The sequence below is a fragment of the Micromonospora sp. WMMD1076 genome (genome assembly GCF_029581475.1).
GTDB lineage: Bacteria > Actinomycetota > Actinomycetes > Mycobacteriales > Micromonosporaceae > Micromonospora > Micromonospora aurantiaca.
Map to the genome: position 1 here is coordinate 1,685,962 of NZ_CP120862.1, position 22,704 is coordinate 1,708,665.

Genomic DNA, 22,704 nt, shown 5'->3' on the forward strand with positions numbered 1-22,704 from the left:
GTCGTTCAGCGGCGGGCGCGGCGAGGCTGGAGTTCCGCGGCGAGTTCGGCGTCCAGGTCGGCGCCGAGCGCGCCACCCAGCCCGGCGTCCGCCGGTGCGGGGCGGCCACGCGGTGGTGGGAAGTCGGCCGCCCGGCCGGCGCCCGGAGCTGGTTCCTCCTCCTCCAGTTCGCTGACCGACTCGGCCAGTTCGGCCACCGGGTCCATCTCGGCGACGTTGTCCCACTCGTCACGCGGCACCGAGTGCCAGGTCTCCTGGGCGTGCTTGGGTACCGGCTGGAAGACGAACGTGCGGTACGACCAGAAGCGGAACAGCGTGGCCAGCAGGACACCGATGGTCTTGGCGACGTTCAGCGCGAGCAGGCCGTGTACGCCGAGGCCGTACTTGGCCAGGGCCAGGACGCCGAGTTCGATGAGCAGACCCGCGCCGTTGAAGAGGAAGAACAGGACGTATTCGCGCCGGAGTGCCGATTTCGGTCGATCACGGTACGTCCAGTGACGATTCATCAGATACGACGTGATCGTGGCGACAATCGTCGCGATCACCGTCGCCTTGAGCTGACCGTCACGGAAAAGCGTGAGTGCCAGTGCATTGAACACCGCGTAATTGATGACGGTGTTGATGCCGCCGACGACGCCGAATTTGAGCGCCTCGTGGATGAACTTCTGCCAGCGCTCGGGCAGCAGACGGACTCCAGGCATGCGGAACACCTTAGGCAGTTGGCTGGGCCGGCTGGGCCCGGCGGGTCGGGATGGGCGGTTCGTCACGCCCCGGACTCTCGGTCGTGGCTCGTTGCCGGAACGGGAGGTGTTCCCGCCTCGACGAAGACGAACCGTCGGTACGACCAGAACCGGAAGAGAGTACCCAGGCCGGTGCCGACGACGAAGCTGGCGATGTTGTCGGCCAGGGGGGTCTGGAACACCGCGGGCCAGATCGCGCCCAGCCCGTAGTGGCTGATCGCCAGGCAGGCCACCGCGATGCCGAGGCCGACCGCGTTGAAGAAGAAGAACAGCGCGTACTCGCGGGCCGGGTTCGACCGCTGCCGGTGCCGCCACGTCCAGAACCGGTTGCCGAGGAAGGCGACGGTCGCGGCGATCACAGTGGAGATGGTCTTCGCGGCCAGCGGCGGCATGTCCCGGCCGCTGGACAGGTAGTTGAAGAGGATGAAGTCCACCACGAAGGCCAAGCCGCCGACGGTGGCGAACTTGCTCAGCTCGTGGATGAGGTGACCGAAACGGTCGAGCAGTGCTCCGATCGGACCCCGGCGGGTCTGCGGAGCCCCCGGTTGGTCTCCGGTCATCGTCGCGGCCACCCGCCGAGAGTACCGGTTGCGCGGTAACCGGGCGGACTGCAACGGCGAGTCGGCCACGACGGCTTCGCCGCGGCCGCCGCGCTCGGCCCGCCGGGGTCGGAGAGGCGTCGCCCGTTCTCGATGTCCGTGAGCAGAGCGTAACGCGCTGTGCGAATCTGTGGAGCGCATCACGGAATCGTCTTTCGCGACATGTTCGTACGCTTCCCCGCGATCGGGCGCCGCGGTCACTCGGTGCCGGACCCGGCCGCCGAAGGTTCACCGCAGGATTTGCGTGAAACTGCGCGCGAAAGCGGGTATCAGATCGCGATGCCGCAGCGTGGCCGTACCTTGTGCAGTTCTTCACAACCAGTCCCACTGACTGACGAGGCAGTCCGGTTTACGCTGAGCCCAATCCCAGGTTTCCACGAGGCGGCGTACCAGCCCGCCGGAACTCGTGCACCCCATAGATCGGTCAGCGTCGACCACAAGGAGAAGTGACATGGTTGCTCCGGCTGCTGTTCGGGGTATCGATCAGGCCCCGACGTCCCACCCCAAGCTGCTCGCCTGGGTACGTGAGGTCGCGGAACTGACCACCCCGGACCGTGTGGTCTGGGTGGACGGGTCTGATGAGGAGTGGCGCCGCCTCACCGACGAACTCGTCTCCAACGGCACCCTGATCCGCCTCAATCCCGAGAAGAAGCCCAACTCGTTCTACGCGCGTACCGACCCCACGGACGTCGCCCGGGTGGAGGAGCGCACCTTCATCTGCTCCGTCGACGAGGCGGACGCCGGCCCCACCAACAACTGGATGGCGCCGGCCGAGATGAAGCGGACGATGACGGAGCTGTACCGCGGCAGCATGCGCGGGCGCACCATGTACGTCATCCCGTTCTGCATGGGCCCGGTCGAGGCCGAGAACCCCATGTTCGGCGTGGAGATCACCGACAGCCCGTACGTCGTCGCCTCGATGCGGATCATGACCCGGATGGGGTCGTCGATCCTGGAGGCGATGGGCGACGACGCCGACTTCGTGCACGCGCTGCACTCCATCGGCGCCCCGCTCGCGCCGGGTGCGCAGGACGTGGCGTGGCCGTGCAACGAGACCAAGTACATCTCGCACTTCCCGGAGACCCGGGAGATCTGGTCGTACGGCTCCGGCTACGGCGGCAACTCGCTGCTCGGCAAGAAGTGCTACTCGCTGCGTATCGCCAGCGTGATGGGGCGCGACGAGGGCTGGCTGGCCGAGCACATGCTGATCCTCAAGATCACCTCGCCGGAGGGCAAGGTCTACCACATCGCCGGCGCCTTCCCGTCGGCCTGCGGCAAGACCAACCTCGCCATGCTGGAGCCGACCATCCCGGGCTGGAAGGTCGAGACCATCGGCGACGACATCGCCTGGATGCGGTTCGGCGCGGACGGCCGTCTCTACGCGATCAACCCCGAGTACGGCCTGTTCGGCGTCGCTCCCGGCACCGACTGGAAGACCAACGCCAACGCCATGCGGACGCTGGACCGGGGCAACTCCATCTTCACCAACGTGGCGCTCACCGACGACGGTGACATCTGGTGGGAGGGCATGGGTGAGCCGCCGGCGCACCTGATCGACTGGAAGGGCAACGACTGGACGCCGGAGAGCGAGAACCTCTCCTCGCACGCGAACAGCCGTTTCTGCACCCCGATCACGCAGTGCCCGATCCTGGCCGACGACTACTACGACCCGAACGGCGTGCCGATCGACGCGATCCTGTTCGGCGGCCGCCGCCGGGACACCATCCCGCTGGTCACCGAGGCGCGCGACTGGGTGCACGGCGTCTACATGGGTGCCACGCTCTCCTCGGAGACGACCGCCGCCGCCTCCGGCGCGGTCGGCGTGGTCCGCCGCGACCCGATGGCAATGCTGCCGTTCATCGGTTACCACGCCGGCGACTACTTCCGGCACTGGATCGAGATGGGCAAGGGTGCGGACGGCGACGAGGCCAAGCTGCCCAAGATCTACTACGTGAACTGGTTCCGCAAGGACGCCGAGGGCAACTTCCTCTGGCCGGGCTTCGGCGAGAACTCCCGCGTGCTCAAGTGGGTCATCGAGCGGCTGGAGGGCCGGGCCGAGGCCGTGGAGACGCCGATCGGCATGATCCCGGCGCAGGACGCGCTCGACGTCGAGGGTCTGGACATGACCCCGGAGGACGTGCGGATCGCGCTGAAGGTCGACGCGGACGAGTGGCGCGACGAGCTGCCGCTGGTCACCGAGTGGTTCGAGAAGTTCGGGGACAAGCTCCCCGGCGTGCTCTGGGCCGAGCTGGACGCGCTGCGCGCCCGGCTCGACGCGGAGCCGCAGAGGTAACAGGTGTGCCTGTTGCCCCCGCCGGGCAACATCGGATGCCATGAGGACGGCCGCTGAACCTGTCGAGGTCCGGCGGCCGTCCGCCGTCCGGGCGCTCACCACACTGCTCGCCGTGACCGCGGCGGCCACCGTCGTGGTCGAGCTGCTCAACTACTGGTACGCCCCGGAGCAGGAGTTCGGTCTGGCCGTACGCACCGGCTGGGCGATGCTCCGGTCGCTCGGCTTCCTGCTGCTGATCGGGCAGGTGAACAAGGGCCGGGTGGGTGCACGGCCGTTCGGGCTGATCCTGGCCGTGACCACGATCTTCGCGGTCGGGCGGCTGATCGTGCCCCGGCAAGGGGTGCCCGCGCTGCCGGGCCTGGTCGGGTTCGCCGTGCTCACCGCGCTCTGCGTCGCGGTGGTGGTGCTGCTCTATCGCTCCGAGGCGATCCGCGCGCACCTGGTCCGGCACCGCAAGGGCCTGGTCGTCGAGGGCGGGACGATCGCCTGGCGGGAGATGGCGCCGAAGCGCCCGCAGGCGAACGGCTGGCTGCTCACCGCCCGGGTCGCGGCGTTCACCTACAGCCCGCTGATGCTGGTGCCGGCGCTGGTGGCGACCGGCGCGGTGCTGGACGGGCGGCTGGCCGCCGTACCGGCACTGATCCTCTGGTTCGGCGCGGGCATCGCGGTCAGCTACGCCGTGCTGTTCTGCACCGCCTTCCTGCTGCGCGACAGGGCGTGGGCGCGCCGGGCGCTGGCGGTGGTCACACTCGGCGTCCTGGCGATCGACCTGCCGCTGTGCTGGTGGCTGCTCGGCGCCGACGGCCTGATCCGAGACGGCGCCCCCCTGGTCACCGCCGCGGCCCTCTGCTTCTACTCCCTGAACCGCGCCACCCGCACTCCGCCTCCACTCGGTTGATCATGAAGTTGGCGGCGAATTCGATCTCCTTCGCCGCCGTCAACTTCATGATCGTCGCCCGTGGTGCGGTGCGGCGGGGCAGGATGAGGGGGTGTGGGACGTCGTGGTGGTGGGGGCGGGGCCGGCCGGAGCCGCCGCCGCGCTCGGCGCGCGGCGGGCCGGGGCGGCGCGGGTGCTGCTGCTCGACCGGTCCGACTTCCCCCGCGACAAGGCGTGCGGAGACGGCATCGCCGCGCACGCGCTGGACGTCCTCGCCGAGCTGGGCGTGAACGGGGCGGTCGACGGCTATGCGCCGCTGCCCGCGCTGCGCCTGGTCGGCCCCGGTGGCGGCACCGTCGCCCGGACGCTGCCCCGGCCCGCGTACACGGTGCCCCGCCAGGTGTTCGACGCACGCCTGGTGGCGGCGGCGGTGGCTGTGGGCGCGGAGTTGCGGCGGCACACGGTACGCCGGGTGGAGATCGGCGCCGACCGGGTGGTGCTCGACGGAGAGCTGTCCGCGCGGGCGGTGGTCGGCGCCGACGGCGCCGGGTCGGTGGTACGACGCGCGCTCGGTCACCCGGTCAACCCGGACCGGCACCTGGCGCTCGCCATCCGGGGCTATGCGCCCGCGCCGGCCGGGCCGCCGGAACAGCTCATCGTGACGTCGGCGGCGCGCTGGCCCGCGTACGCCTGGGCCTTTCCGATCGGCGACGGGCGCGCGAACGTCGGGTACGGGGAGGTGTTGCGCGGCGAACCGCTCAGCCGCGCGCACCTGCTGGACCGGATGGCCGCGCTGCTCCCGGACGTCGAACCGGGCACTGTGACCGGCCTGCGGGCGCACCACCTGCCGCTGTCCACCCACCGGCCCGCGCCCGGCCGCGGACGGGTGGTGCTGGCCGGGGACGCACTGTCGCTGATCAACCCGTTCACCGGCGAGGGCATCTTCTACGCGCTGCGCTCCGGGGCGCTCGCGGGCGCGGCGGCGGCCGGCCCTCCCGCCGAGGCCGCCCGGGCGTACGCCACCGCGCTGCGCGCCCGGCTCGGCACCCACCTGCGGCACAGCTCGGTCGCGGCGTGGCTGGCCCGGCGGCGCCGCGTGGTCGACGCGGCGGTCGGCGCGGCACGGCGGGACGAGCGGGTCTACCGCACCGTTGTGGAGCTGGGACTCGGCGACGGCCGGCTGGACGCGCGCACCCTGATGGCGATCGGGGCGGACCTGCCGCGACCGCGCCGGACCGGCGCACAGTCAGGTGATATGCCACCGAGACACTGATCTCTCCCGTGGGTCGCTACCCTGCAAGGTGATGACTCTGCGGAAACTCCTCTACTCCGTGTACGAGCGCCGGCTGACGGCGAAGCTCGCGGGCAAGCCCGTACCCGCACACGTCGGCGTGATGTGCGACGGCAACCGCAGATGGGCCCGGGAGATGGGCTTCGTCGACCCGAACGACGGCCACCGGATGGGCGCCGAGCGGATCAAGGAGCTGCTCCGCTGGTGCGACGCGGCCGGCGTCGGGCACGTCACACTCTGGCTGCTCTCCACCGACAACCTGTCCCGCCCGGCCGCCGAGCTGGACCCGCTGCTCCAGATCATCGAGGACCTCAGCACCGAGCTGGCCGAGGAGGGCAACCCCTGGCGGCTGCGGATGGTCGGCGCGCTCGACGTGCTGCCCGCGCAGCACGCCGCCGCGCTCAAGGCCGCCGAGGAGCGCACCCGCGACCGCGACGGCGGGGCTCAGGTCAACATCGCTGTCGGGTACGGCGGGCGGCGCGAGATCGCCGACGCGGTCCGCTCGCTGCTGCTGGAGCACGCGGCGAACGGCGGCACGATCGAGGAGTTGGCCACCTCGCTCGACGTCGACCACATCTCCGAGCACCTCTACACGAAGGGGCTGCCGGACCCGGATCTGATCATCCGGACCAGTGGCGAGCAGCGGCTCTCCGGCTTCATGCTCTGGCAGAGCGCGCACTCGGAGTTCTACTTCTGCGAGCTGAACTGGCCCGACTTCCGCAAGGTCGACTTCCTGCGCGCCCTGCGCTCCTACGCCACCCGCCAACGCCGCTTCGGCACCTGACCCGCCCCCGCCGCCCTTCCGCCCCCGTCCCGCCCCGGCGATCTTGCACTTTGAGCTCCGAGAGTGCGGCTTTTGCCCGGCTTTGCCGGGGTGGCAAGTGCAAGATCGCGGGGTAGGAAGGGAGGTGCGTCAGCGGAGGTGGGGCAGGGCGGCGGTGAGGAAGTCGGCCAGCGCGGCGGGGGAGTCAAGGGTCAGGTCGGCGGCGTCGGCCACCTCGTGACCGGTCTCCGGGTTGGCGACGGCGACGCAGACACCGAGGAAGTCGGGATCGGCGGCGGCGCGGGCGCGCAGCGCGGCGAACGCCTTGATGTCGGAGACGTCGTCGCCGAAGTACCAGGCGCCACCGGCGTCCCGGACCGTCTCGCCGATCACCATGCCCTTGTCCCGGTCGACAGGGGGCTTGAGTTCCAGCACCATCCGGCCCGGCTGGGCGCGCAGGCCCAGCCGCTCGGCCTGGGCCCGGCCCCACTCCTGCACCAGGTCGCCGAGCTGCGGGGCGGTACGCCAGTGCAGCGCGACGGAGAGCCGCTTGAACTCGACGAGCGCGCCGGGCGGCAGCTCGGCGCGGGCCTGCTCGGCCAGCTCGGACATGGTCGGCACCCACGGCAGGGCGGCCGGCTCGGTGATCGTCTCGCCGCCGGAGTGGCTGTGCTCCAGGCCGTAGAGCCCGTACAGGTCGATGCCGGCGAGGCCGCCGAGGTGGTCACGCAGGAAGTCCACGGGGCGGGCGGACACGATGGCGATCCGGCGGACGTGCGGGGCGAGCGCCTCCAGTGCGGTGAGCACGTTGGGCGCGGGCCGTACGGCCGTGGGGTCGTCGTCGACGGGCGCCAGTGTGCCGTCGAAGTCGAAGAAGAGGACGACGTCACCCGCGCGGTCAGCGGTCGCACGCCAGGCGTGCTCCGCGTTCAACGGGGTCTTCGGCTGCTGGTTGCCCAGATTCAACGGCGGCACGCGCGTCAGCGTACCCCGCGCCGGGCGGCGTATTCGTGGCCGAGATGTGACGTCGGAACGACGTGGGGATCAGCGTTCGGCGGCTCCTCGTCCCCGGCGACCGAACGGCACCACTGCCGCCTCCTGCCCGTGGCTGAGCAGGTAGCCCTCCACGAAGCCGGTGTTGCGGTCGCCGGTGTGTGCCTCGATCTCGTTGAGCCGCGCCACCAGGAACTCGGTGAGCGCGCTGACCCGGTCGTTGAGCCGATCGTGCAGCTCGGCGACGACGGCGAGGATCACCGCGGTGCCGGCCGTGGTGAGCGCGAAGAGGTTGACGACCAGGGGAAGCTGCCCGCCGTCCAGTACGCCGACCACCACGTTGCCGGTCACGCACGATGTCAGCGACACCACCGCGACCACGACTGCCAACCATTTCAGGGTCATGGACAGACCCCTCCTTCTGTCCCGCAGGGCTGGGTTCGGCTGTGTCCCGTCCCCCCGCCGATGACGAGCCCCTAGCAGTACAAACGTGGACGCTAGCGGGTCCGATCCGTCCCCGAGGCGAAACGATCGGGCCCGACCTTCCATTCTTTCGCCATCTGAGGAACTACCCCGCCTGTTTCCCCCTATTTCGGACACCGCCCGGCAGAGTCGGGCGATATGCGAGGTAACGAATGGTTTCTCGAATGTGGAACTTCTCCGCGTCGGAGACGTTCGGGTCGACCAGCCGGCGCAGCAGCGCCTCCACGTCCGGGTCCATCGGGGGCGGGGCCGGCGCGGTACGCGGTCCGGCGGCCCGGTCCCAGCCGAGCGCGGTGAACGCGGCGGCCGGATCGAGTCCCAGCCCCTCGCAGAAGGCGACCACCCGTTCCGCCTCCGGGTCGCTGGCCCAGTCGCCGCGTACCCATCGGTTGATGGTCTGCCGGGAGACGCCGGTGCGCCGGGAGACCTCGGTGCCGCTCCAGGCCCGCAGCGCGCGGGCGTCGTCGAGCGCGCGCCGGACGAAGGTGGCGAACGCGATCTTCCGTGCGTTGGTCGTCTCGGTCACCCCGTGACGGTACGGCCAGTCGGTCCCGGGAGGGCGGCTCGGCACGCTGCTGTCACGCCGACGTGACGCTGGCAGTGGATTTCCGGTAAACGATCCAGTGCTGCTCCTGAGGGGTGTCACCCGGCCAGAATAGATGGACGCCAGTACGGCGGCAAAGGTCTGAAAAGCTGATACTGTCACGCTCATGAGACAACTTACGGTGTGTCACGTGCTTGAGACGACGAGTGCTCACATGCGTCACTCCGCGGGTTCCGAGGGGGTTTCGTGACCGAGCTCGCGACCCGTGCCCAGGCTTTCGGGCTGATCGCGGACGGAGTGTCCGCCGGGCTGAGCGCCCCCTGGCGTCTCTATCTCGCCCGCGGGTGCCGGTATCTCTCACTCAGCGTCGGCGACCGGGGGGAGTGGGACGCCTGGCGGACCCACCTCGGCTGCCCGGAGCTGAGCGTGCGGGTCTACGACTCCGGCGGCGAGATCCGCCGGGCGTCGGTGGCCGAGGTGATCCTCGACGGCTGCCGGATCAGCGTCGAGCTGGTCGAGGAGGTCAGCACCGACGACCTGGAGCGGCTGCTGGTGGTCGACCCGCTGCCCGGGACGGACGAGCGATGACCCCCTTTCTCGCCGTGGTGCTCGTGCTCCTGCTCGGCTCCACCTGCTACGCGGCCGGCCGCCTGCACGGCCAGCTCAGCTACCGCATCGGCTACCGGTTCGGTTACCGCCAGGGCTACTTCGACGGTGACCGGGGCGCCTGGAACCGCCGCCGGCGCGACGCCCAGGCGGCCATCGCCTCCGCGCTGTCCGGTCCCGGCCCGACGGTGGTGACCTCGGCCGGGCGCTCGGCCGTGCCGTTCGCCGGCACCTCCGTACCCGCGGCGGTCGCCGCCCGGCCCGGCTCCGCCCCGGCCGTCCGCGTCACCGCCACCGGCCGGCTCGGCGCCGTCGGGCGGGTGGGCACCACGTACACCGGATCGTCGTTCGGCGCGGCCGGCGCCGGACCGCGGACCGGCATGCTGGTGCGCCGCCAGGGCTGAGGCCCGCGCCGCGTCGCGGCGCCGCAGTGGACGACCGGCCGGGGTGCGCGCAGGGGGCATGCATCCCGGCCGGTTCCGGTCCGCCGGTCACTCGAACGGGCGTACGTCCAGCGACGACCGCGCGATGATCCACGCGCACCTCTAGCCGCGCGGCCCCGGTGCGATTAGCGTCTAGGCATGGCACGGGGTTCTCCCGGGCCAGCCGGACAGCCCGGACCTGCGTCCTCGCGCACGGGGCCCGCATCCGACCCCGTGTCCTCCGGGCACCGGAAGAGGCGGAACTCGGGTGGCCGGGTGCCCATCCGCGGAGCAGGCCTGTGACCACTCGCCGTACCCCCGCCGGAGCCGAGCAGACCCCGGCCTCGACCGCCCCGACCCGCCGGACCACCCGCAGCCGCCGCGGCGCCGCCGCCGAGGCCGAGGAGCCCCGACCAGCCGGCCCGGCCTTCGTCCTGGACACCTCGGTCCTGCTGTCCGACCCGGCGGCGTTCCACCGCTTCGCCGAGCACGAGGTGGTGCTGCCGCTGGTGGTGATCTCCGAGCTGGAGGGCAAGCGACACCACCCCGAGCTGGGCTGGTTCGCCCGCCAGTCACTGCGCATGCTGGACGAGCTGCGGGTGCGGCACGGCCGGCTGGACCGCCCGGTGCCCGCCAACGACCAGGGCGGCACGCTGCGGGTGGAGCTGAACCACACCGACGACGGGGTGTTGCCGCCCGGCTTCCGCAACGAGTCGAACGACGCCCGCATCCTGTCCGTGGCGCTCAACCTGGCCGCCGAGGGGCGTGAGGTCACGCTCGTCAGCAAGGACATGCCCCTGCGGGTGAAGGCGGCCTCGGTGGGCCTGCGCGCCGACGAGTACCGGCACGGCCAGGCCAGCGACCCGACCTGGACCGGGATGGCCGAGCTGGACCTGGCCGAGGAGGAGATCGGCCGGCTGTACGCGGGCGAGGCGCTCGACGTCGACGCCGCGGCTGGGCTGCCCTGCCACACCGGCCTGGTGCTGCACTCGGGGCGGGGCTCGGCGCTGGGGCGGGTGCTGCCGGACAAGACGATCCGTCTGGTCCGGGGCGACCGGGAGGCGTTCGGCGTGCACGGGCGCTCGGCGGAGCAGCGGATCGCGCTCGACCTGCTGCTGGACGAGTCCATCGGCATCGTGTCGCTCGGCGGGCGGGCCGGCACCGGCAAGTCCGCGCTGGCGCTCTGCGCGGGTCTGGAGGCGGTGATGGAGCGGCGCCGGCACAAGAAGGTGATCGTGTTCCGTCCCCTGTACGCGGTCGGCGGCCAGGAACTCGGCTACCTGCCCGGGTCGGAGTCGGAGAAGATGTCGCCCTGGGCGCAGGCCGTCTTCGACACGCTCGGCGCGGTGGTGCACGAGAACGTGCTGGAGGAGGTCACCTCGCGCGGGCTGCTGGAGGTGCTGCCGCTGACCCACATCCGCGGCCGGAGCCTGCACGACGCGTTCGTCATCGTGGACGAGGCGCAGTCGCTGGAGCGGGGCGTCCTGCTCACCGTGCTGTCGCGCATCGGCCAGGGGTCGCGGGTGGTGCTCACCCACGACGTGGCCCAGCGGGACAATCTGCGGGTCGGCCGGCACGACGGGGTGACGGCGGTGATCGAGGCGCTGAAGGGACATCCCCTCTTCGCGCACGTCACGCTCAGCCGATCGGAGCGTTCTCCGATCGCCGCCATGGTCACCGACCTACTGGAGGACATCCCCGGCTGACTGCCGCTTTTGCCGCATTTTGTCCGCATTTTTAGGGTGACGCAGATCACTTTTAGGCCCGGCCGTTTCCCACCGGCCTCACTGTGCGCAATGGTGTCCATCGAGCGTCACCTACCACTCGGGAGCCCGGACACGGCCCGGGGTCACACCGGTACCGGTGCGCTCACGGCACCGGCGTGACCCGACCCGGCCACGCGCGTGCCGTGTCCCTGCCCCCGACGAAGGGAAACTTCGTGAGTCGGCTCTGGAGCCGGTTCGGCGCCCGTACGGCCGCTGTCGCACTGCTCTCCGTGGGTGTCGCCGGCGGCTTCTATCTGGGCGAGGATCGACAGACCCAGCAGCAGGGCCTGACCGCACAGGTCGGTCTGGAGGTCGACCAGACGGAGTACGCGTACCAGCGCGACCGGCTGTCCGACCACCGCGTGGACTCGTCCCGGCAGCGTGCGGCCGAGTACCAGGCGAAGCTGCGTGCCGCCGCGGCGGCGAAGGAGGCCGCCGAGCGGGCCAGGAAGGCCGAGGCGGCCGCCGCCACCCGCAAGAAGGAGCGGGCCGCGGCCGAGGAGGAGGCGGAGGCGAAGGCCAAGCCGTACGACGGCCCGATCCCGTCCTCGTGCGCTGAGTACAGCGGCAACCGGAAGATCGGTTGCGCCATCATGCTCGACAAGGGCTTCGGCATCGACCAGTTCCCCTGCCTGGACAAGCTCTGGAGCAAGGAGAGCGGCTGGAACCCGAAGGCATCCAACAGTTCCTCCGGGGCGTACGGGATCCCGCAGGCCGTGCCGGGCAGCAAGATGGCCTCGGTGGCCGACGACTGGAAGACCAACCCGGCGACCCAGATCACGTGGGGTCTCGGCTACATCAAGGGCCGGTACGACACCCCCTGCGGCGCCTGGCAGAAGTCGCAGAGTTCGGGCTGGTACTGACCTCACCACGACGGCGGGGCACGCGGGCAGACCCGGGTGTCCCGCCGTCGTCGTACCGCCGTCCGACTGGCGGCCCGCCGCATTTGCTGATAGCTCTTGGTAGGTGACCTGGCACGGCGGCCCCAGTGGCGACCCCTACCGGTTCGGCACCGACGCGTTCTATGCGGCGCTCGGCCGGGCCTTCGTCGCCATGTGCGCGGTCGTCCCGGTGCTGTTCCTCATCGAGGCGCTCGACGTCGGCCTGCGACTCGGCCTGGACTACACCGCCGGCATCGTCCCGCAGCGGCTCCAGGGCCTGGACGGCGTCTTCTTCTCGCCGTTCCTGCACGCCGGCTGGAACCACCTCTACAGCAACAGCATCCCGCTGATCCTGCTCGGCACGTTCGTGCTCGCTGCGGGCACCCGCCGGTTCCTCTGGTCCACCGCCGTCATCATCGTGGTCAGCGGTCTGGGCGTCTGGTTCACCGGCTCACCCGACTCGGTGGTGGTCGGCGCCAGCGGCGTGATCTTCGGCTACCTCGGCATCCTGCTCACCCGGGGCGTGGTGGAGCGGAGCTGGTGGAACTTCGCCGTCGGCCTGCTGGTCGGGTTGCTCTACGGCTGGCAACTGCTCGGCATCCTGCCGACCGACGAGCGCATCTCCTGGCAGGGCCACCTGTTCGGGCTGCTCGGCGGCGTGGTCGCGGCGATCCTGTTCCGCCGCCGCAACGACACCGGCGAGTCCGGCCGCCTCGGCTCACCGAGGATGACGCTGCCCTGACGGCGCGTTGATCGAACCGCGCGACGTCCTTGCCCGCGGCCACCTGCCCGCCTACCGTTTCCGCATCAGCACGGGGCGATCCCGAGGCGGAAAGTGACGGTACGCCATGCGCGAGGTCGATGTCGCCGTGATCGGGGCCGGTCCCGTCGGCCTCTTCGCCGCCTACTACGCCGGTTTCCGTGGACTCTCCGTGTCGGTGATCGACGCGCTGCCCGAACCGGGCGGTCAGGTCACCGCGATGTACCCGGAGAAGCTGATCCTCGACGTCGCCGGCTTCCCCGCGATCAAGGGCCGCGAGCTGGTCACGAACCTGGTCGCCCAGGCCGCGCCGTTCCACCCCGACTACCGGCTCGGCGTACGCGCGGAGAAGCTGTCCTACCTCGACGGCCGGCCGGTGCTCGGCCTCGCCGGCGGCGAGCAGCTCGGCTGCGGTGCGGTGCTGGTCACCGGCGGGCTCGGCAGCTTCACGCCCCGGCCGCTGCCGGTCGCGGAGAGCTTCACCGGCGGCGGGATCGTCTACTTCGTGCCGCAGCCGGCCGAGCTGACCGACCGGCACGTGCTCATCGTCGGCGGCGGCGACTCGGCGTTCGACTGGGCGGCCACGCTCGCGCCGCTGGCCCGGTCGGTGACGCTGGTGCACCGGCGGGACCGCTTCCGGGCGCACGCCGCCACCATCGAGCGCGTCCGGGCGCTGCCGGTGCGGATCGTGGTGAACGCCGAGGTGAGCCGACTCTACGGCGAGGAGACGGTCACCGGCGCCGAGCTGACCGTGCGCGGCGGCGAGGTGGAGACGCTGCCGGTGGACACCGTCGTGGCCGCGCTGGGCTTCACCGCCGACCTCGGCCCGCTCGGCGAGTGGGGGCTGAACCTCGACCGGCGGCACATCGTGGTGGACAGCGCGATGGCCACCAACCTGCCCCGGGTGTTCGCGGCCGGGGACATCACCGAGTACCCGGGCAAGGTCCGCCTGATCGCCACCGGCTTCGGTGAGGCCGCCACCGCCGTCAACAACGCGGCTGTCGTCATCGACCCGACCGCGCACCTGTTCCCTGGTCACTCCTCCGACGGCACCTGACGCCGATCGCGTCAGGGCAGGCCGACCAGGTCGGCCATCAGGCCGATCTGGTGGTCGAAGTACTCGTCGCGGTGCGGCAGCGCCCGGTTGATCCGGCCGAACAGCTCGAAGCTGATCAGCCCGAACAACTGGGTCCAGCCGGCCATGCCGCGGGCCAGCAGCGCGGGCGGTACGTCCATCCCGATCAGCTCGACCAGTTCGGCCACGTCGCCGCGCAACGGCTCGGGCAGATCCTCGTCGGGCGGGGCGAGCCGGCCGGAGGCGAGCCCGTCGCGCAGGATGCCGACCAGTGTCACCGGCGGGCGCTGGGCGGGCGCGATCGTGTCGTCCGGGGCCGCGTACCCGGGCACCGGGCTGCCGTAGAGCAACGCGTACTCGGCGGGGTGGGCGAGCGCCCACGCGCGGGCGGCCCGGCAGGCGGCGAGCCAGCGTCCGCGCAGGTCGGCCTGGTCGGCGGCGGCGTCGGCCGCCTCCACCGCGTCGCCGAGCGCGTCGTACGCCTCCAGGATCAGCGCGGTGAGCAGGTCGTCGCGGCTGGGGAAGTAGCGGTAGATCGCCGAGGAGACCATGCCGAGGTCGCGGGCGACCGCGCGCAGGGAGAGGTTCGCGCCGTCGGTGTCCAGGTGGCGGCGGGCGACCGTCTTGATCTCTTCGATCATCCCGGCGCGGACCCGGGCGCGGAGCGAGGGAGCGACCATCTCCCCACTCTGCCACGGATGAGAGCAGCAATCAAAAGAGAGAGCAGTGCTCTTGACTTGGGCCGCCTCCATGAGTCATGCTCTGTTGTGAGAGCGGTGCTCTCGATTCGGACAACTGCTTCAGTGAAGGTGGACCTGTCATGGCACTACACGTGATCGTCGGCGCCGGCCCCGTCGGCACCGCCACCGCCCGCCTCCTCGCCGAGCGCGGCGAGCGCGTGCGCGTGGTGACCCGGCGCGGCACCGGCCCCGAGCACCAGGCGATCGAGCGGGTGGCCGCCGACGCCGCCGACGCGGACCGGCTCGCCGTGCTGACCGAGGGCGCTGATGCGCTCTACAACTGCGCCAACCCGCAGTACCACAGGTGGCGGACGGACTGGCCGCCGCTGGCCGCCGCCCTGCTCACCGCCGCCGAGCGCAGCGGCGCCGTGCTCACGACAGTCGGCAACCTCTACGGGTACGGCCCGGTCGACGCCCCGATGACCGAGGCGACCCCGCTCGCCGCCACCGGCGTCAAGGGCCGGGTCCGCAACCGGATGTGGGCCGACGCGCTGGCCGCCCACCGCGCCGGCCGGGCCCGGACCACCGAGGTACGCGGCTCCGACTACATCGGCCTCGGCGGCAACTCGCTGCCCATGATGGTGCTGCCCAAGGTGCTCGCCGGGCAGCGGGTGTTCCTGCCGGTGGCCTGGGACGCGCCGCACACCTGGACATACGTGGGCGACGTCGCCCGTACCCTCGTCGCCGCCGCCACCGACCCGCGGGCCTGGGGACGGGCCTGGCACGTGCCGAGCGCGCCCCCGATGTCCATGCGGGCGCTCGCCGAGCGGGCGGCGGAGCGGACCGGGGCGCCGGCGCCCCGGCTGATCCGGATGCCCTACCCGATGCTCTGGCTCGGTGGCGTGGCCGACCCGTTCGCCCGGGAGCTGCGGGAGACCGCGCACCAGTTCGCCGGACCGTTCGTGATGGACTCCACCGCCGCCAGCGAGACGTTCGGGATCGAGGGGACGCCGCTGGACCGGGTGGTCGACGAGATGATCAGCGGCCTGCGTGCCCCCGCACCCGCCGCCCGTTAGGGGCGGCGGGTCGGGCCGAACGCGGCGACGAGTACGGCGACCATGGTCAGCGCCGCGCCGAGCAGCGTGTCCAGCCCGGGATGCGAGGCGGCGGTCGGCAGCACCAGGTCCAGCAGCACCGCGCCGACGATCTGCCCGGCGATCGTGGCCAGCCCGAGCAGCAGCACGCCGGTGAACCGGACGAGGGCGGCGGCCAGCGCGATGAACACGATCCCGAGCGGGCCGCCGAGATAGAGCCACGGCTCGTCCGGGAAAGCGCCGGCCGGCCGCCCGCGCACCGCCAGGTCCACCGCGAGAGTGACGAGCAGCGCCGCCGTCCCGACTGTGAAGTTCACGAGCGTGGCGGTCATGGCGCTACCCGCCGCCGCCCGGACCCGCCCGTTGACCGCCTGCTGCCAGGCGATGCCCACCCCGGCCGCCAGCGGCAGCAGGGCCAGCGCCAGCGCGTCCGGGTCGCCGAGTCGGTCGCCCACCGCCAGCAGGACGGCGAGCACTGTGAGCACCGCGCCGATCAGCCGGTTCGGGGTGACCGGCTGCCGGCCGGCCGGGCCGATGCCGGCCCGGTCGACGAGCAGGCTGCTGCCGGACTGCCCGGCCACCACCGCGACGGTGAACACCGCCACGCCGAGCGCGCCGATGGTCAGCCCCTGCGTCGCCACCAGGAACGCGCCGCAGACGCCGCCCAGGCACTGCCACGGTCGCAGCGTGCCGGCGCGCAGTGCGCCGCGCAGGGCGGCCAGTCCCCGCCGGCCACCGGGGGTGGCGGGGACCAGCACCAGCAGGATCAGCAGGCCCACGCCGAACGAGACCACAGCGGCGGCGATCCCGTCGGCCAGGCGTACGCCCAGCTCACCGTTGATCCGGGACTGCACGGCGACCATCACGCCCGAGGCGGTGGCCAACCCGACACCGGCGACACGTCGCCCGGTCGACAGCGTCGGCGGTGCCGGTGGTGCCGCCGTCCCGGTCCGGCTCACTCCTGCTCGGCCAGCGGGCGTCCGTCGAAGTCGACAGCCGAGTAGAGGGCGAGCTTCTCCAGGCGGTGGTACGAGTCGATCACCCGGATGGTGCCGCTCTTGGAGCGCATCACGATCGACTGGGTGTACGCGCCGCCGGAGCGGTAGCGCACGCCGCGCAGCAGGTCGCCGGAGGTGACACCGGTGGCCACGAAGAAGCAGTTGTCACCGGTGACCAGGTCGTCGGTGAACAGCACCCGGTCCAGGTCGTGCCCGGCGTCCAGGGCCTTGCGGCGCTCGTCGGAGTCCTTCGGCCAGAGCTTGGCCTGCATCATGCCGCCCATGCACTTGAGCGCGCACGCGGCGGTGATGCCCTCCGGGGTGCCGCCGATGCCCATCAGCACGTCGACGTCCGACTCGCCGCGGGCCGCCGCGATGGCGCCCGCGATGTCGCCGTCGGAGATGAACCGGATCCCGGCACCGGTACGCCGGATCTGCTTGACCAGGTCGTCGTGGCGCGACCGGTCCAGCACGCACACGGTCACCTCGGCGGCGTCGGTGCCCTTGACCTTGGCGATCCGGTTGATGTTCTCGGCCACCCCGGCGTTGATGTCCACCACGTCGGCGTACATCGGGCCGACCGCCAGCTTCTCCATGTAGAAGACGGCGCTCGGGTCGAACATCGCCCCGCGCTCGGCCACCGCCAGCACGGCGAGCGCGTTCGGCATGCCCTTGCTCATCAGCGTGGTGCCGTCGATCGGGTCGACCGCCACGTCCACCTCGGGGCCGGTCCCGTCGCCGACCTCCTCGCCGTTGAACAACATCGGGGCGTTGTCCTTCTCGCCCTCGCCGATCACCACGACGCCGCGCATCGGGATCGAGTTGATCAGCTTTCGCATGGCGTCGACAGCTGCGCCGTCGCCGCCTTCCTTGTCGCCCCGGCCGACCCAGCGGCCGGCGGCCATCGCCGCGGCCTCGGTGACCCGGACCAGATCGAGGGCGAGGTTGCGGTCGAGATCCTGGGGCGTCCGCGTCCTGGTGGTTGTCATGGCGGCCTCCTCGCGACGTTGCGGGGTGGGACCGGCGGCCACCGCCGCCGGTTTTGTCGCTGATCCTCACACGATCTCAGGTTCGCCGTCCCGGCGGGGCGGAGGAGGCCAGGATCACGTCACCCGGTGGGCTGCGACAATGGCCCTGTGGAAGCCGCACAGCCTGCCGACCGCACACCGACCGACGCCACCCCGCCGGAGGGCCAGCCGCCGGTCCGACCGGACGGCGCCCCGGCCCCGTCCGAGGGTCAGCCCGCGCTCGTCGCGGACCGGGGGGAGCCGGCCCCCACCCCCGCGCCGCCGGCGGGCAAGGAGAAGGCCCGCTCCGAGCGGTCGCCGAAGGACATGGCGCTGTCCCTGCTGATCCTGCTGGTCCCGATCGCGCTGCTGCTCGCCTTCTACCGGGGCTTCCTCGGCGGCGACTCGCCGGTCACAGTCGACCCGGCGCCCGCGCTGGAGCAGGCCCGCTCCGCGAACGCCTTCCCGGTCGGCGAGCCGACCGGGCTGGGCGACGACTGGCGCACGGTCAACGCCCGCTTCCGGACCGAGGCGGACGGCTCGACGCTGCGGATCGGGTACGTGACCCCGGAGGGCCGGGGCGCGCAGCTCGTGGAGAGCAACGTCCCGGCGGAGAAGCTGCTGCCCGTCGAGCTGACCGAGGGGCAGCCGCAGGGCGCCGCCGACCTGCCCGGCGGGCTGAGCTGGCAGCGCTACACGGCACGCGGCAACGAGCAGGCGCTCGTCCTGCTGGAGCCCAACCGCACGGTGATCGTGGTCGGTGACGCCGGGGAGGCGGAGCTGCGCAGGCTCGCCACGTCGCTGCGCTGACGTCCTCCGACCGGGTGAGACGGGATTGCGGAACCCCGCTCCCGGGAACAGAAGGGACATCGAGCCCGGACGACCCACCTGGAGAGGTTGACGTGAAGATACGACGCTTCAGCGCCACCGCGTTCGCCGCGGCGCTGCTCATTCCCGGCCTGGCGGCCTGCAACGGCAACGGGACGACGTCCGACGCCTCCGCGACCCCGAGCGCCTCCGGCAGCGTCGCACCGAGCGCCACGGCGTCCAGCAGCGCGGCCAAGCAGGCTCTGCTCGACTCCACGAACGCGATCCGTGAGGGGAACTTCAAGTTCTCCATGACCGGCGCGGGTTCCACCGCCGAAGGGCAGGTGCACGAGGCGAGCCAGAGCGCCGACATGCGGATGACAATCGGCGACCCGTCGTCGGACCTGATGATGAAGCTGGACCTGATCCATGCCAAACCGGACAGCTGGGTCAAGCTGGAACTCGGCGGCACCGCGGCCGCACAGATCCCCGGCGTGAAGAACCTCAACACCGGCAAGTACCACCACCTCGACCAGAACCGGGTCAAGGGCAACCGGGCGCTGGGCTTCGACTTCGAGAAGCTCGACCCGGCCGGCAGCGCCGTGCTCACCCAGGGCATCACCGAGGTACGGCAGACCGGCGAGGGCGCGTACGAGGGCACCGTCGACGTGTCGAAGGCCGCCGAGGCGGGCTCGCTCGACCCGGCCGTGATCACCGCGCTCGGGGCGCAGGCCCAGTCGGTGCCGTTCACCGCCAAGGTCGACACCCAGGGCCGGCTCAGCGAGATGGTGCTCAAGATCCCGGCCGCCGGGCAGAGCGCCGCGCAGGACCTGAAGATCACCTACACCGACTACGGTAACGCGTCGGCGGCCCAGAAGCCCCCGGCCGACCAGGTCGTCGAGGCCCCGGCCGAGCTGTACAACCTGTTCAACTGACAGTTCCCGGAATCCTGGGCAGTTCTCGCTCGGACGAGAACTGCCCAGGATCCGTCTTCGGGGTCAGTCCTCGGCGCGCTGGCGGGCGGCGTCGATGCGGGCGCGGGCGCCGTCCAGCCAGCGCTGGCACACCCCGGCGAGCTGCTCGCCGCGCTCCCAGAGGGCGAGCGACTCCTCCAGCGAGGTGCCGCCCGCCTCCAGCTTCTCCACCACCGAGGCCAGCTCGGCGCGGGCCTGCTCGTAGCTGAGCTGTTCGTCCTGCTTCGTCCCGGTCATCGTCTCTCTTCCCTCAGCCGTCGACGGTGGCGGTCAGCTCGCCCTCGGCGAGGCGTACCCGCAGTGGATCGCCCTTGGCCACCTCGGAGGCCGCGCGGACGACGTGGCCGTCGGCGCGCTGCACGATCGCGTAGCCGCGCTCCAGCGTGGCCGCCGGGGACAGCGCGCGCAGCCGGGCCAGCGTGTGCCGCAGGTCGTCGGTGGCGCCCCGCAGCCGGTGCTCCAGGGACCGGCCGGCGCGGTCGCGCAGCGCGGACACGTCCACCGACCGCTGCTCGACCATCACCTGCGGCCGGGCCAGCACCGGGCGGGAGCGCAGCAGGTCGATCCGGTGCTGCTCCCGGTCGACCAGGTGACGAACGGCCCGTTCCAGCCGGGACCGGGCCTGGCCGATCAGGCGGACCTCCTCGGTCAGGTCCGGCACGATGCGCTTCGCCGCGTCGGTCGGCGTGGAGGCGCGCACGTCGGCCACGTAGTCGAGCAGCGGCGCGTCCGTCTCGTGGCCGATCGCGCTGACCACCGGTGTGCGGCAGGCGAAGACGGCCCGGCACAGCGCCTCGTCGGAGAAAGGAAGCAGATCCTCGATGCCGCCGCCGCCCCGGGCGATGACGATCACGTCGACGGCCGGGTCGGCGTCGAGCACCTTGAGCGCCCCGACGATGTCCGGCACGGCGCTCGGCCCCTGCACCGCCACGTTGATCGTGCGGAAGTCGACGGCGGGCCAGCGGCGGCGGGCGTTGGTCAGCACGTCCCGCTCGGCCGCCGAGGCGCGGCCGGTGATCAGGCCGACCCGGCCCGGCAGGAACGGCAGCCGCCGCTTGCGGGACCGGTCGAACAGGCCCTCGGCGGCGAGCAGCTTCTTGAGCTTCTCCAGCCGGGCCAGCAGCTCACCGAGGCCGACCTGGCGGATCTCGTCGGCCCGCAGGCTGAGCGTGCCCCGCGCGGCATAGAACTCGGGTTTGGCGTGCAGCACCACCCGGGCGCCCTCGCGCAGCTCCGGCGCGCCCGCGTCCAGCACGTCGCGGTTGGTGGTGACGGTCAGGCTGAGATCGGCCGACGGGTCGCGCAGCGTGAGGAAGACGGTGCTCGCGCCGGGGCGGCGGCTGATCTGCGCCACCTGGCCGTCGACCCAGACCCAGCCCAGGCGGGCGACCCAGGCACCGACCTTCTGGCTGACCACCCGGACCGGCCACGGCTCCTCGGCGGTGCTCCGCCCGTCAGACTTGCTCTGCCCCTCCTCGCCCGCGCTCACCCGCCCACCCTACGGCCCGGGACCGACAGCGCCCGCGTGCGCCTCGCGGCCGCTGCCGCGCGGGAGGGCGGCACGTACGATGGGCGGGTGACTGACGCTGAGACGACTCCCCGGACCGGCAAGCGCGTGCTCCTGGCCAACCCCCGCGGCTACTGCGCGGGCGTGGACCGGGCGGTGCAGACCGTCGAGGAGGCGCTGAAGCTCTACGGCGCGCCGATCTACGTGCGCAAGCAGATCGTGCACAACAAGCACGTGGTGCGCACGCTGGAGGCCCAGGGCGCGATCTTCGTGGAGGAGAACGAGGAGGTGCCGGAGGGCGCCACAGTCATCTTCTCCGCCCACGGCGTCGCCCCCGAGGTCCACGAGCAGGCCAAGCAGCGCTCGCTGCGGGCGATCGACGCCACCTGCCCGCTGGTCACGAAGGTCCACCACGAGGCCCGGCGGTTCGCCGCGCAGGACTACGACATCCTGCTCATCGGCCACGAGGGGCACGAGGAGGTCATCGGCACCGCCGGTGAGGCTCCCGCCCACATCCAGCTCGTCGACGGCCCGGACGGGGTCGACAAGGTCACCGTGCGCGACCCGGAGAAGGTGGTCTGGCTGTCCCAGACCACGCTGTCGGTGGACGAGACGCTGGAGACCGTGGCCCGGCTCAAGAAGCGGCTGCCGCTGCTCCAGTCGCCGCCCAGCGACGACATCTGCTACGCGACCTCCAACCGCCAGCACGTGGTCAAGGAGATCGCCCCCGAGTGCGACGTGGTGATCGTGGTCGGTTCGCGCAACTCCTCGAACTCGGTCCGGCTGGTCGAGGTGGCGCTCGACGCCGGGGCCCGCGCCGGCTACCTGGTCGACTTCGCGCACGAGATCGAGGACGCCTGGCTGACCGGCGTCCGGACCGTGGGTGTGACCTCCGGCGCGAGCGTGCCGGACGAACTGGTCCAGCAGGTGCTCGCGCACCTCGCCGAGCGCGGCTTCGGCGACGTCGAGGAGATCACCACCGCCGACGAGCGGCTGACGTTCTCGCTGCCGCAGGAGCTCAAGCGCGACATGAAGGCCGCCGCCGCGGCCCGCGGCTGACCGGGAACGGATCGGCCGTCGGCCGCGTCCAACCAACCATGAAGACTCCTCGTACGGTGCTCGTCGCACTGCTCGCCGGTCTCGCGCTGACCGCCTGCGCCGCACCCGGCGACGGGTCCGCCGATTCCGACCCGAGCCCGAGTACGACGGGAGCCGCCCCGGTGACCAGCCAGCCCGACCCCGGTACCAGCCCGAGCCGTCCGGACCCCTCCTGGAAGGGCGGCCCGTCGACCCCGCCGGGTGTCGGCGGCACCGTCATCAGCGGCACGGTGCAGGCCGGCGTCGAGCCGAACTGCCTGCTGCTCGACGGCCACCTGCTCGTCGGTGGCCCGCGCGACGTGCTCAAGGCCGGCGCCCGGGTCGAGGTCACCGGCCGTCCCGAGCCGGGCATGATGACCACCTGCCAGCAGGGCACCCCGTTCGTGGTCGAGTCCGCCCGCCCCGCCTGACGACACGACGGAGCCCCGCCCCCGACGAGAGGGGAC

General features: G+C 72.0%; 25 protein-coding genes and 1 pseudogene. 15 read left to right on the forward strand and 11 right to left on the reverse strand.

The window, feature by feature from the left end; genetic code table 11:
* Positions 1-5: 5 nt before the first annotated feature.
* The 3 genes and pseudogenes from O7622_RS08355 to O7622_RS29190 form a co-directional block, all read right to left on the reverse strand.
* On the reverse strand, positions 6-701 hold the full coding sequence (locus O7622_RS08355; RefSeq protein WP_282312700.1) for a GtrA family protein: 696 nt from the start codon (positions 699-701) through the stop codon (positions 6-8).
* A gap of 62 nt (positions 702-763) precedes the next feature.
* Positions 764-1,300, reverse strand: coding sequence for a GtrA family protein (locus O7622_RS08360; RefSeq protein ID WP_348774071.1), 537 nt, complete (start codon positions 1,298-1,300; stop codon positions 764-766).
* Positions 1,301-1,559: 259 nt separating this feature from the next.
* Positions 1,560-1,655 (reverse strand): annotated as a pseudogene (locus O7622_RS29190) (GtrA family protein); the annotation flags it as partial.
* A 135-nt stretch (positions 1,656-1,790) separates the two neighbouring features.
* On the opposite strand from O7622_RS29190, the gene O7622_RS08365 reads away from it, so the two are divergent.
* From O7622_RS08365 to O7622_RS08380, 4 genes are all read left to right on the forward strand, one after another.
* Entirely contained in the window at positions 1,791-3,632 is a 1,842-nt protein-coding gene (locus O7622_RS08365; RefSeq protein WP_282312702.1) for a phosphoenolpyruvate carboxykinase (GTP), read from the forward strand.
* A 40-nt stretch (positions 3,633-3,672) separates the two neighbouring features.
* Positions 3,673-4,530 carry a hypothetical protein gene (locus tag O7622_RS08370; RefSeq protein ID WP_282312703.1) on the forward strand — a complete coding sequence of 286 codons (858 nt, stop codon included), beginning with the start codon at positions 3,673-3,675 and terminating at the stop codon, positions 4,528-4,530.
* Between the two features lie 91 nt (positions 4,531-4,621).
* On the forward strand, positions 4,622-5,782 hold the full coding sequence (locus O7622_RS08375; RefSeq protein ID WP_282312704.1) for a geranylgeranyl reductase family protein: 1,161 nt from the start codon (positions 4,622-4,624) through the stop codon (positions 5,780-5,782).
* Between the two features lie 31 nt (positions 5,783-5,813).
* Complete coding sequence (locus tag O7622_RS08380) at positions 5,814-6,584, forward strand: isoprenyl transferase (protein WP_282312705.1); 771 nt, start codon at positions 5,814-5,816, stop codon at positions 6,582-6,584.
* Between the two features lie 129 nt (positions 6,585-6,713).
* Here the strand turns inward: O7622_RS08380 and otsB are convergent, their stop codons facing one another.
* From otsB to O7622_RS08395, 3 genes are all read right to left on the reverse strand, one after another.
* Positions 6,714-7,538, reverse strand: a complete 825-nt coding sequence (gene otsB, locus O7622_RS08385) for a trehalose-phosphatase (RefSeq protein WP_282312706.1) — start codon at positions 7,536-7,538, stop codon at positions 6,714-6,716.
* 69 nt (positions 7,539-7,607) lie between these two features.
* Positions 7,608-7,961, reverse strand: a complete 354-nt coding sequence (locus O7622_RS08390; RefSeq protein WP_013284062.1) for a hypothetical protein — start codon at positions 7,959-7,961, stop codon at positions 7,608-7,610.
* A gap of 163 nt (positions 7,962-8,124) precedes the next feature.
* On the reverse strand, positions 8,125-8,565 hold the full coding sequence (locus tag O7622_RS08395) for a helix-turn-helix transcriptional regulator (protein ID WP_135243333.1): 441 nt from the start codon (positions 8,563-8,565) through the stop codon (positions 8,125-8,127).
* A 264-nt stretch (positions 8,566-8,829) separates the two neighbouring features.
* On the opposite strand from O7622_RS08395, the gene O7622_RS08400 reads away from it, so the two are divergent.
* The 6 genes from O7622_RS08400 to O7622_RS08425 all read left to right on the forward strand — a co-directional run bounded on the left by O7622_RS08400 (position 8,830) and on the right by O7622_RS08425 (position 14,075).
* Positions 8,830-9,171, forward strand: coding sequence for a hypothetical protein (locus O7622_RS08400; RefSeq protein WP_064447658.1), 342 nt, complete (start codon positions 8,830-8,832; stop codon positions 9,169-9,171).
* A complete protein-coding gene (locus tag O7622_RS08405; RefSeq protein ID WP_282312707.1) occupies positions 9,168-9,593 on the forward strand; it encodes a hypothetical protein in 426 nt (141 codons plus the stop codon). Before O7622_RS08400 ends, O7622_RS08405 begins: the two co-directional genes overlap by 4 nt.
* A gap of 317 nt (positions 9,594-9,910) precedes the next feature.
* The gene (locus O7622_RS08410; RefSeq protein ID WP_282312708.1) at positions 9,911-11,317 is read left to right on the forward strand and encodes a PhoH family protein; all 1,407 of its coding nucleotides are present in this window, start codon (positions 9,911-9,913) and stop codon (positions 11,315-11,317) included.
* 233 nt (positions 11,318-11,550) lie between these two features.
* Positions 11,551-12,240, forward strand: coding sequence for a transglycosylase SLT domain-containing protein (locus O7622_RS08415; protein ID WP_282312709.1), 690 nt, complete (start codon positions 11,551-11,553; stop codon positions 12,238-12,240).
* 103 nt (positions 12,241-12,343) lie between these two features.
* A complete protein-coding gene (locus O7622_RS08420; protein WP_282312710.1) occupies positions 12,344-13,000 on the forward strand; it encodes a rhomboid family intramembrane serine protease in 657 nt (218 codons plus the stop codon).
* A 106-nt stretch (positions 13,001-13,106) separates the two neighbouring features.
* Positions 13,107-14,075 (forward strand): NAD(P)/FAD-dependent oxidoreductase, encoded by a 969-nt coding sequence (locus O7622_RS08425; RefSeq protein ID WP_282312711.1) that lies wholly within the window; start codon positions 13,107-13,109, stop codon positions 14,073-14,075.
* A gap of 11 nt (positions 14,076-14,086) precedes the next feature.
* On the opposite strand, the gene O7622_RS08430 is transcribed toward O7622_RS08425, so the two are convergent.
* A complete protein-coding gene (locus tag O7622_RS08430) occupies positions 14,087-14,773 on the reverse strand; it encodes a TetR/AcrR family transcriptional regulator (RefSeq protein WP_282312712.1) in 687 nt (228 codons plus the stop codon).
* Between the two features lie 140 nt (positions 14,774-14,913).
* Here O7622_RS08430 and O7622_RS08435 point away from each other — a divergent pair, with 140 nt between their 5' ends.
* The gene (locus O7622_RS08435; protein ID WP_282312713.1) at positions 14,914-15,849 is read left to right on the forward strand and encodes an NAD-dependent epimerase/dehydratase family protein; all 936 of its coding nucleotides are present in this window, start codon (positions 14,914-14,916) and stop codon (positions 15,847-15,849) included.
* Here O7622_RS08435 and O7622_RS08440 read toward each other — a convergent pair.
* The gene (locus O7622_RS08440) at positions 15,846-16,784 is read right to left on the reverse strand and encodes a DMT family transporter (protein WP_282314087.1); all 939 of its coding nucleotides are present in this window, start codon (positions 16,782-16,784) and stop codon (positions 15,846-15,848) included. The two genes, O7622_RS08435 and O7622_RS08440, sit on opposite strands and share 4 nt — an antisense overlap.
* A 38-nt stretch (positions 16,785-16,822) precedes the next feature.
* Entirely contained in the window at positions 16,823-17,854 is a 1,032-nt protein-coding gene (gene glpX, locus O7622_RS08445) for a class II fructose-bisphosphatase (protein ID WP_091415773.1), read from the reverse strand.
* A gap of 147 nt (positions 17,855-18,001) precedes the next feature.
* Here glpX and O7622_RS08450 point away from each other — a divergent pair, with 147 nt between their 5' ends.
* Entirely contained in the window at positions 18,002-18,682 is a 681-nt protein-coding gene (locus O7622_RS08450; RefSeq protein ID WP_282312714.1) for a DUF4245 domain-containing protein, read from the forward strand.
* A gap of 92 nt (positions 18,683-18,774) precedes the next feature.
* Positions 18,775-19,614, forward strand: a complete 840-nt coding sequence (locus O7622_RS08455; RefSeq protein WP_282312716.1) for a hypothetical protein — start codon at positions 18,775-18,777, stop codon at positions 19,612-19,614.
* 63 nt (positions 19,615-19,677) lie between these two features.
* On the opposite strand, the gene O7622_RS08460 is transcribed toward O7622_RS08455, so the two are convergent.
* Positions 19,678-19,890, reverse strand: a complete 213-nt coding sequence (locus O7622_RS08460) for an exodeoxyribonuclease VII small subunit (protein ID WP_120571616.1) — start codon at positions 19,888-19,890, stop codon at positions 19,678-19,680.
* 13 nt (positions 19,891-19,903) lie between these two features.
* Complete coding sequence (xseA, locus tag O7622_RS08465; protein ID WP_282312717.1) at positions 19,904-21,142, reverse strand: exodeoxyribonuclease VII large subunit; 1,239 nt, start codon at positions 21,140-21,142, stop codon at positions 19,904-19,906.
* An 87-nt stretch (positions 21,143-21,229) separates the two neighbouring features.
* Between xseA and O7622_RS08470 the strand changes: the two genes are divergently transcribed.
* Both O7622_RS08470 and O7622_RS08475 read left to right on the forward strand, forming a co-directional pair.
* Positions 21,230-22,219, forward strand: a complete 990-nt coding sequence (locus O7622_RS08470; RefSeq protein ID WP_282312718.1) for a 4-hydroxy-3-methylbut-2-enyl diphosphate reductase — start codon at positions 21,230-21,232, stop codon at positions 22,217-22,219.
* 38 nt (positions 22,220-22,257) lie between these two features.
* A complete protein-coding gene (locus O7622_RS08475; RefSeq protein WP_013474028.1) occupies positions 22,258-22,668 on the forward strand; it encodes a hypothetical protein in 411 nt (136 codons plus the stop codon).
* The last annotated feature ends 36 nt before the right edge of the window (positions 22,669-22,704 follow it).

Bases quoted from the DNA above. Each gene is read 5' to 3' on its own strand.
- O7622_RS08355 (WP_282312700.1), bottom strand. From the start codon at position 701: ATGCCTGGAGTCCGTCTGCTGCCCGAGCGCTGGCAGAAGTTCATCCAC.
- O7622_RS08360 (WP_348774071.1), bottom strand. From the start codon at position 1,300: ATGACCGGAGACCAACCGGGGGCTCCGCAGACCCGCCGGGGTCCGATC.
- O7622_RS08365 (WP_282312702.1), top strand. From the start codon at position 1,791: ATGGTTGCTCCGGCTGCTGTTCGGGGTATCGATCAGGCCCCGACGTCC.
- O7622_RS08370 (WP_282312703.1), top strand. From the start codon at position 3,673: ATGAGGACGGCCGCTGAACCTGTCGAGGTCCGGCGGCCGTCCGCCGTC.
- O7622_RS08380 (WP_282312705.1), top strand. From the start codon at position 5,814: ATGACTCTGCGGAAACTCCTCTACTCCGTGTACGAGCGCCGGCTGACG.
- O7622_RS08390 (WP_013284062.1), bottom strand. From the start codon at position 7,961: ATGACCCTGAAATGGTTGGCAGTCGTGGTCGCGGTGGTGTCGCTGACA.
- O7622_RS08405 (WP_282312707.1), top strand. From the start codon at position 9,168: ATGACCCCCTTTCTCGCCGTGGTGCTCGTGCTCCTGCTCGGCTCCACC.
- O7622_RS08425 (WP_282312711.1), top strand. From the start codon at position 13,107: ATGCGCGAGGTCGATGTCGCCGTGATCGGGGCCGGTCCCGTCGGCCTC.
- O7622_RS08430 (WP_282312712.1), bottom strand. From the start codon at position 14,773: ATGGTCGCTCCCTCGCTCCGCGCCCGGGTCCGCGCCGGGATGATCGAA.
- O7622_RS08435 (WP_282312713.1), top strand. From the start codon at position 14,914: ATGGCACTACACGTGATCGTCGGCGCCGGCCCCGTCGGCACCGCCACC.
- glpX (WP_091415773.1), bottom strand. From the start codon at position 17,854: ATGACAACCACCAGGACGCGGACGCCCCAGGATCTCGACCGCAACCTC.
- O7622_RS08460 (WP_120571616.1), bottom strand. From the start codon at position 19,890: ATGACCGGGACGAAGCAGGACGAACAGCTCAGCTACGAGCAGGCCCGC.
- O7622_RS08475 (WP_013474028.1), top strand. From the start codon at position 22,258: ATGAAGACTCCTCGTACGGTGCTCGTCGCACTGCTCGCCGGTCTCGCG.